An 8,269-nucleotide genomic window follows, 5' to 3' on the forward strand; every position below is an offset into this window, starting at 1 on the left:
GAGGCGGGTGGCGCTGCGTTCGGAGATGGTCGCGCGTGCGGTTTCGGCGATGATGTCTTCCGGGACAACGGCGCTGCTCGCCACCGGGCAGGTGCAGGAGATGTCGCCGACGGTGCGGAAGCGTACCGACACGGTTTTGCTTTCTTCGCCGTCGTGTTTTGGCGTGAGCGGCGTGACCGGCACGAGCAGGCCGCGCCGTTCCACCACTTCGCGCGGGTGGGCGTAGTAAATCGGCGGCAGGGCGAGTTTTTCGCGGGCGATGTATTGCCAGATGTCCAGCTCTGTCCAGTTGGAGATGGGGAAGACGCGCATGTTTTCGCCCGCGTGCAGGCGGGTGTTGTACAGCGACCAAAGCTCGGGCCGCTGGTCTTTCGGGTTCCATTGGCCAAATTCGTCGCGGAAGGAGAAGATGCGTTCTTTCGCCCGCGCTTTTTCTTCGTCGCGCCGCGCGCCGCCAAGCAGCGCGTCAAAGCCGTTTTCTTCGATGGCTTCCAGCAGCGTTACCGCCTGCGCGGCGTTGCGTGAATCGGTCTCGCGCCGCAGCACCACCGTACCGCGCGCGATGGAGTCTTCAACGCTGCCGACGATGAGCCGCGCTTTCAGTTTTTTCACGGTTTCATCACGGAAGGCGATGACTTCCGGGTAGTTGTGGCCGGTGTCGATGTGCAGCAGCGGGAACGGCAGCGGGATGTCGCGCCCCGCCACCTGAAACGCCTTGCGCGCCAGCGCCAGCAGTACCACCGAATCTTTGCCGCCGGAGAAGAGCAGCGCCGGGTTGCGGCATTCGGCGGCCACTTCGCGGATGATGTACACCGACTCGGCTTCGAGCCAATCCAGATGCTCATTGTGTAACTTCTTCATATCTCACCTCATTTGTGCAGGCCGCATTCGCGGCTGTCTTTGTTTTCCCACCACCAGCGGCCGGAGCGGATGTCTTCGCCCGCCTTGACCGGAATCGTGCAGGGCTCGCAGCCGATGCTCGGATAGCCCTGGTGATAGAGTTCGTTGAACGGAATGGCGTTTTGCCGGATGAATGCCCAAACGTCATCTTCCGACCAGTCATAAATCGGGTTGAATTTGGCGATGCCGCGCGCTTCGTCCGCCTCCTGCAAGGCGAGTTCGCTGCGGGTGACGGATTGCGCGCGCCGCTGCCCGGTGAGCCAGGCGTCGGCGTCGGCCAGCGCACGGTTGAGCGGCGCCACCTTGCGGATAAAGCAGCAGCGCTTGCGCAATTCCACGCTTTGATAAAAGGCGTTCAGCCCGTGCGTCGTCACATATTCGGCGACTTCCGCCGCATCCGGCTGATAGAGGCGGAAATCCAGCGCCGGATAACGCGCGCGCACCACCTCGGCATAGGCGAGCGTCTCCGGGTTGAGCCGCCCCGTTTCCAGCATGAATACTTCCACCGGCGCGGCGAGCTGCGCCAGCACCTCGGTAATCACCATGTCTTCCACGGCGAGACTACTGGCGAACTTGACCCGCCGGAAACGCGCGCAAATATCCTGCAACCGCGCATGCAACTGCGCCGATTTCTCCGGCAGATGCGCGAACACCTCCGCCGCCGGCTGCGGGATTTGCCACAGCGCCGGGCGCTGCAATGCCATTGCCGTCATCGTTTGCCCCTGAGGATTGTCATCGTTGTTCTCCCTGAAAATCTGCGCGCTATCGTAAGCGCGGCGGGGGGCGCAAGGGAAAGTGCAAAATTTTTGGGGGTTATAAGGAAATGGCATAAGGCACAAAAAAGCCGGGCAAAGCCCGGCCTTTAGGAGAAGGGAAGGGACGCGTCGCCCCGCAGGTGAACCGCCCTGCCCTTCCAACGGATTGCAGTGTTATTTCAGTCCAGCTTGCTCAAGTCGCGCACCGCGCCACGATCGGCACTGGTGGCGAGCAGGCCGTAGGCTTTCAGCGCGGCGGAGACTTTGCGCGCGCGCGGTGCGGCGGGTTTCCAGCCTTTGGCGTCCTGTTCGGCGCGGCGGCGGGCCATTTCTTCGTCGCTGATGTCGAGGCGGATGCTGCGCGCCGGGATGTCGATGTGGATGGTGTCGCCGTCGCGCACCAGTCCTATCGCGCCGCCTGCCGCCGCTTCCGGCGAGACGTGGCCGATGGAGAGGCCGGAGGTACCGCCGGAGAAGCGGCCATCGGTGAGCAGCGCGCAGGCTTTGCCCAGTCCCATCGATTTCAGGTAGCTGGTCGGGTAGAGCATTTCTTGCATTCCGGGGCCGCCCCTGGGCCCTTCGTAGCGGATAATGACGATGTCGCCCGCTTTCACTTTGCGCTTCAAGATGCCTTCCACGGCGGCGTCCTGGCTTTCGTAAACGATGGCTTTGCCGCTGAATTTGAGGATGCTTTCGTCCACCCCGGCGGTTTTGACGACGCAGCCGTTTTCGGCGATGTTGCCGTAGAGGACGGCGAGGCCGCCTTCTTGTGAGTAGGCGTGGTCTATGGCGCGGATGCAGCCGTGGGCGCGGTCGTCATCGACGCTGTCAAAGCGGCAGTTTTGCGAGAAGGCGGTCTGGCTGCGCAGTCCCGCCGGGCCTGCCTTGTAGAATTCGAGGATTTCCGGCGCGGGCTGGTTTTTCAGGTCGTAGCGGTCAATCGCTTCTTGCAGGGTGCGGCTGTGTACAGTCGGCAGGTCGGTGCGGATAAGCCGCGCACGCGCCAGTTCGGCGAGAATGTTCATGATGCCGCCCGCGCGGTGCACGTCTTCGATGTGGTATTGCGGCGCGTTCGGCGCAACTTTGCACAGTTGCGGGATGCGGCGCGAGAGGGCGTCGATGTCTTTCATGGTGTAGTCCACGCCCGCTTCTTGCGCGGTGGCGAGCAGGTGGAGGATGGTGTTGGTGGAGCCGCCCATGGCGATGTCCAGCGTCATTGCGTTCTGGAAGGCGTCAAAGGTGGCGATGGCGCGCGGCAGGACGCTGCTGTCGCCCTGTTCGTAGTGGCGGCGGGTGATTTCAACGATGGTGCGCGCGGCGTTCAGAAAGAGTTGTTTGCGGTCGGCGTGGGTGGCGAGGGTGGTGCCGTTGCCGGGCAGCGACAGGCCGAGCGCTTCGGTGAGGCAGTTCATCGAGTTGGCGGTGTACATCCCGGAGCAGGAGCCGCAGGTCGGGCAGGCGTTTTTTTCGTAGTCATCAACGGTGGCGTCGTCCACGTCGGGGTCAACCGCGTAAACGATGGCATCCACCAGGTCGAGTTTGTGCTTGGCGAGTGCGGTTTTGCCTGCTTCCATCGGTCCGCCGGAGACGAAAACAGCAGGGATGTTGAGCCGCATCGCCGCCATCAGCATGCCGGGGGTGATTTTGTCGCAGTTGGAGATGCAAATCATCGCGTCGGCGCAGTGGGCATTGACCATGTATTCGACGCTGTCGGCGATGATGTCGCGGCTCGGCAGCGAGTAGAGCATACCGTCGTGTCCCATCGCAATGCCGTCATCCACCGCGATAGTGTTGAATTCTTTGGCAATCGCGCCCGCCGCTTCAATTTCGCGCGCGACCAGTTGTCCCATGTCTTTCAGGTGGACGTGGCCGGGGACAAACTGGGTGAAGCTGTTGACCACGGCGATGATGGGTTTGCCAAAATCGCTGTCCTTGACGCCGGTGGCGCGCCACAGGGCGCGTGCACCAGCCATGTTGCGCCCGGCGGTTGAGGTGCGGGAGCGGTAAGGGATTTTCTGCGTCATGATGAAGTTCCTTTTTTATGATAAAGACAAAAAAGCCGACCGCGCGGGCCGACTTGGTGCATTTGGAGGAATCAGAACGTGCCGGTGACGTTGCTTGCTGAAGGGTTATTGGTGATTTCAAACATGGTGACGATGCCTTTCACCCCAGAAACACGGCTGGCAATACTCGCTGCGGCGCTCGCTTCTTCCTGACTGACGATGCCGAGCAGGTAGGTGTAGCCGTGTTCGGTGACGACTTTGACCCGTGTCGGATCAAAACCGGGCAGTTTGATATCCAGCAGCGCGCTTTTTACTTTGGCCGTTTGCTTGGAGTCATAAGTACGTTCCATAAAGGTGCTGCGGCGGCCAATCACGAGCTGGTTTTCTACCCGCTTGACGCCCTGTACGGATTTCGCGGCGGCAGTGATTTGCTGACGGATATTTTCGTCATAGGCTTCGCCGGTAAGCAGAACCATGCCGTTGTAACAGGTCACGCTGACGTTGCTGTTGTCCGTGAGAATTTTGTTGTCGGCGATGGTCGCTTTGACTTTTACTTCCAGCGTGTTGTCATCCAGCACCGTGCCAGCCGAACGGCGATCGTGGACAACACCGGCGGTCGTTGCTGCCCCACCAATCAGTAATGGTCCGCAGCCCTGCAATAATGATGCGACAATCAATAGTGAAAGAATTTTTTTCATAATCAGGCAAGCACCCGTCAATTAACACGAAGGTGGCATTATAAACAAATTCTGTTGCAGCCAAGTGAACGCACCGCATAAAAAAGCGAGCCTTGCGGCTCGCTTTCAAGCGGTAGATACCGATTAGAAGTCGTGGCGAACACCAACAACGACTTTGTAGCTTTCTTCTTGGCCTTTTTGACGCGGATCGTAGTAAGCGCCTTCAACCCAAGTGTAGGTACGTTCGCTCAGGTTGTATTGGTAACCGAGAGCATATTCGAACCAGTCGTTCTTGCCCTTGTTGTCGTCGTAGCCGAAGCCAGCGCGGAAGGTGTTGTTACCGAGGTAGTATTCACCAGCAAGGTTGTAGTAGCTGTCAGCCTTGTCTTTTTTCTCGTAACCTACACCCACTTTGAAGGTGTCGTTTTTGTAGCCGACTGAACCGCCATAGTACTTGTCGGTTTTCTTGCCAGCGTCACGAGACTGGTAAGCACCACCGGCGAAGATACCGTTGGCATCATAGAAAGCGGCAGCTTCCCATGCGTCAATGCCCTTGGAATCAGAACCAGAGATGACTGTATTATCGCCATCCAGTACCATTGAAGCACCGAGCTTGAAGCCAGACATATCCGGTGAGACGTAGCTGATGACTTTGCTCAGACGGTTCGGGCCGTGGTGGAACGGGCCGTTGCTGTGATAAACGTCTTGGAAGTTGTCGTTGAAGCTGGTAGCCAGTTTGAACAGGGTATCTTGACGACCCAAGGTCAGGGTACCGAAGTCGCCACGCAGACCAAGGTAAGCGTAACGAGTGCCTTCTTTGCCGCTCAGACCATTGTCATAAGCATTGAATTCAAAGCGGTAGAATGCTTGCAGTCCGCTGTTCAGGTCTTCGGTACCACGGATGCCGAAACGGGCAACGCTACGGTCCAAATCCCAGTTATTTTTTTTGTCGCCATCAATTTTTTTGGCAACGACAACGGAGTGTGCCATTGACCCGTAGAGGGTAGTCGTGTTTTCTGCTTGTGCAACGCCAACCACACCGGCCAGAACGCTCAAAGCAATCAGTGATTTTTTCATGATAGTCTCCTAGCAATTAGCTAAATTCAATTTCGCGGATCGCCTAATCCGGGGGCAATAATACTGGCTTTTTGGTGGGCGTGCAACCGTTTTTGTTGCAAGAAACCAACAACGTTTTTTTTGTAGTTATTTTACAACTCACTATCTTGTTCTTTTCGTGCGGGTATCGCCGCAGGTTGCGGATTTCGTGCGTATTTTTTGCGGATACGGGATTTTTCCGGTGCGCTATCGCGCTGTTTCGCACCAGACGAAGGCGACGGCATAATCGCGTTCGTCGCTCAGGCTCAAGTGGATTTTTGTGATGCCGCGTGCGTGCTGCATGGTTTTTACCACATTTGTTGGGGCGAAGCCGGGGGCACCGAGTGCAGTTTTGTCGAGACAGATGGCGGGCATCACCAGCGGCGCGCGCAGTCCGGTGCCGAAGGCTTTGCCCAGTGCTTCTTTTGCCGCCCAGCGTAGCGCAAGGTAGCGCACCGGGTCTTTTTGTGCGGGCAGTTGCGCCCGTTCGTCCGGGTGCAGGATTTTTTCGGCGAGGCGCTTTCCGTGTTTGTGGTAGAGCGCGGCAATGCGGCGTTTGTCGATGATGTCGGTGCCAATCATTTTTGTGGTTTGGATGTGAAAAAGGCGGGATAAACCCGCCTGTAATTTCCCGCAAGGGCTGAATGCGGGCAGCTACGAGCTTCGCGCTAACCGCCCCTACTACTATATCGTCAGGCTTTATCCAACCCGAATGCTTCGTGCAGGGCACGCACGGCGAGTTCGAGGTATTTTTCGTCTATGCCCACGGAGATTTTGATTTCCGAGGTGCTGATGATGTGGATGTTGATGCCTTCTTTGGCAAGTGCCTGGAACATGGTGCTGGCGACCGCCGCGTGCGAGCGCATGCCGACGCCGACAATGGATACTTTGGCGATGTTTGAGCCGTGGATAACCACGCCGCTTTCCGGCGGGAAGTTTTTGCGCAGGATTTCGACGGTTGCGTCGTAGTCGCCGCGCGGCACGGTGAAGGTGAAGTCGTTTTTGCCGTCAACGCCGATGTTCTGGATGATCATGTCCACGTTGATATTGGCCGCGCCGACGGGGGCGAGGATTTGGTAAGCGATGCCCGGCTCGTCCGGGACGTCAACGACGTTGACTTGGGCTTCGTCGCGGCTGAACGCGATGCCGGTGATGATGGCTGATTCCACGGGGTTCTCCTCTTCCAAACTAATCAGGGTGCCTTCGCCTTCCTCGAAGCTGGAGAGGACGCGAAGCGGGACTTTGTATTTGCCGGCAAATTCGACCGAGCGGATTTGCAGTACTTTCGAGCCGAGGCTGGCCATTTCCAGCATTTCTTCGAAGGTGATGCGGTCGAGTTTGCGCGCTTTGGGTTCGACACGCGGGTCGGTGGTGTAAACGCCATCGACGTCGGTGTAAATCTGGCATTCGTCGGCGTGCAGCGCGGCGGCAAGGGCGACGGCGGTGGTGTCGGAACCGCCACGGCCAAGGGTGGTGATGTTGCCGTGTTCGTCCACGCCCTGGAAGCCAGCGACGATGACGATTTTGCCCGCATCGAGATCGCGGCGGATGTTTTCGCTGTCGATGCCTTTGATGCGCGCTTTCATGAAGGCGCTGTCGGTGAGGATTTTCACCTGGCCGCCGGTGTAGGACACCGCCGGCACGCCGCGTTTTTCGATGGCGATGGCGAGCAGGGCGATGCTCACTTGTTCGCCGGTAGACATCAGCACGTCCATTTCGCGCGGGCTGGGGCGTTTGTGGATATCGTGCGCCAGTGCGATGAGGCGGTTGGTTTCGCCGCTCATCGCCGAGACGGTGACGATGACGTCGTTCCCCGCTTTTTGTGCGGCGATGCATTTTTCGGCGACGTTTTCGATGCGCTCCACCGAGCCCATCGAGGTGCCGCCGTATTTTTGTACGATCAATGCCATGTAATGCTCCTCAGTTTTTTTCGGGCAGGACTTGCGCCAACGCGGCGAGCGCGGCGGAAAGGCCTGCGGGGTTTTTGCCGCCCGCCTGGGCGAAATCGGGGCGGCCGCCGCCTTTGCCGCCGATGTGTGCGGCGAGTTCGCGGATGATGTTGCCCGCGTGCAGGCCGCTCGCCGTTTTGTTAACGCTGACGATGAGGCGGGCGGTGTCGTCATCTACGCTGCCGATGACGACGACGTCCGCGCCGAGGCGGTCGCGCAGCTGGTCGGCGGTGTCGCGCAGGGTGGCGTTATCAATGCCGTCGCGTTGCAGCGCCAGTGTTTTCCAGCCGTTGATGACCTGGATTTCGGCGCCGCCGCCGTCGCCGCCCTGGGCGAGTTGACGCTTCAGCGTTTGTATTTCTTTTTCCAGCGTTTTGAGTTGTTGTTGCAGGGCGCTAATGCGTTCCGGCAGGTGTTCGCCGTCGGTTTTCAGCAGCGCCGCGCTTTCAGTGAGCAGGGCGTCGCTGTGTGTGAAGTGTTCCAGCGCGGCAAGGCCGCAGACGACTTCGATGCGGCGGACGCCAGCGGATACGGCGCCTTGCGAGACGACTTTGGCGAGGCCGATTTCGCCGAGGCGGCCAACGTGCGTGCCGCCGCAGAGTTCGATGGAGAAACCGTCGTCGCCCATGCTGACGACGCGCACCACGTCGCCGTATTTTTCGCCAAAGAGTGCCATTGCGCCTTTTTTCTGCGCAGCATCGCGGCTCATTTGTTCGATGACGACGGGTGCGTTGCCGAGGATTTGCGCGTTCATCATCGCTTCTACCTGCGCGATTTCTGCAGCGTCAAGCGCCTTGTCGTGCGAGAAGTCAAAGCGGGTGCGGCGCTCATCGACGAGCGAGCCTTTTTGCTGGACGTGCGTGCCGAGGGTGCTGCGCAGCGCTTTGTGC

8 protein-coding genes are annotated in these 8,269 nt (G+C 59.1%); all 8 read right to left on the bottom strand.

The window, feature by feature from the left end; genetic code table 11:
* Window positions 1-861 (bottom strand): sulfate adenylyltransferase subunit CysD (gene cysD, locus Q0349_RS12195; RefSeq protein WP_298081287.1); only part of this gene is annotated, 861 nt, incomplete at its 3' end.
* A gap of 8 nt (window positions 862-869) precedes the next feature.
* Complete coding sequence (locus Q0349_RS12200; RefSeq protein WP_366916325.1) at window positions 870-1,604, bottom strand: phosphoadenylyl-sulfate reductase; 735 nt, start codon at window positions 1,602-1,604, stop codon at window positions 870-872.
* Window positions 1,605-1,834: 230 nt separating this feature from the next.
* Window positions 1,835-3,667 carry a dihydroxy-acid dehydratase gene (ilvD, locus tag Q0349_RS12205; RefSeq protein ID WP_298081296.1) on the bottom strand — a complete coding sequence of 611 codons (1,833 nt, stop codon included), beginning with the start codon at window positions 3,665-3,667 and terminating at the stop codon, window positions 1,835-1,837.
* 83 nt (window positions 3,668-3,750) lie between these two features.
* Window positions 3,751-4,356 carry a BON domain-containing protein gene (locus Q0349_RS12210; RefSeq protein WP_298081291.1) on the bottom strand — a complete coding sequence of 202 codons (606 nt, stop codon included), beginning with the start codon at window positions 4,354-4,356 and terminating at the stop codon, window positions 3,751-3,753.
* Window positions 4,357-4,479: 123 nt separating this feature from the next.
* The gene (locus tag Q0349_RS12215) at window positions 4,480-5,412 is read right to left on the bottom strand and encodes a porin (protein WP_298081292.1); all 933 of its coding nucleotides are present in this window, start codon (window positions 5,410-5,412) and stop codon (window positions 4,480-4,482) included.
* Between the two features lie 225 nt (window positions 5,413-5,637).
* Window positions 5,638-6,012 carry a holo-ACP synthase gene (gene acpS / locus Q0349_RS12220; RefSeq protein WP_298081293.1) on the bottom strand — a complete coding sequence of 125 codons (375 nt, stop codon included), beginning with the start codon at window positions 6,010-6,012 and terminating at the stop codon, window positions 5,638-5,640.
* A 110-nt stretch (window positions 6,013-6,122) separates the two neighbouring features.
* On the bottom strand, window positions 6,123-7,340 hold the full coding sequence (locus tag Q0349_RS12225; protein WP_298081294.1) for an aspartate kinase: 1,218 nt from the start codon (window positions 7,338-7,340) through the stop codon (window positions 6,123-6,125).
* Window positions 7,341-7,350: 10 nt separating this feature from the next.
* The coding region (locus tag Q0349_RS12230) for a DHHA1 domain-containing protein (RefSeq protein WP_298081295.1) at window positions 7,351-8,269 on the bottom strand (919 nt) is incomplete at its 5' end.

The sequence above is a fragment of the uncultured Cardiobacterium sp. genome (assembly GCF_938028185.1).
GTDB lineage: Bacteria > Pseudomonadota > Gammaproteobacteria > Cardiobacteriales > Cardiobacteriaceae > Cardiobacterium.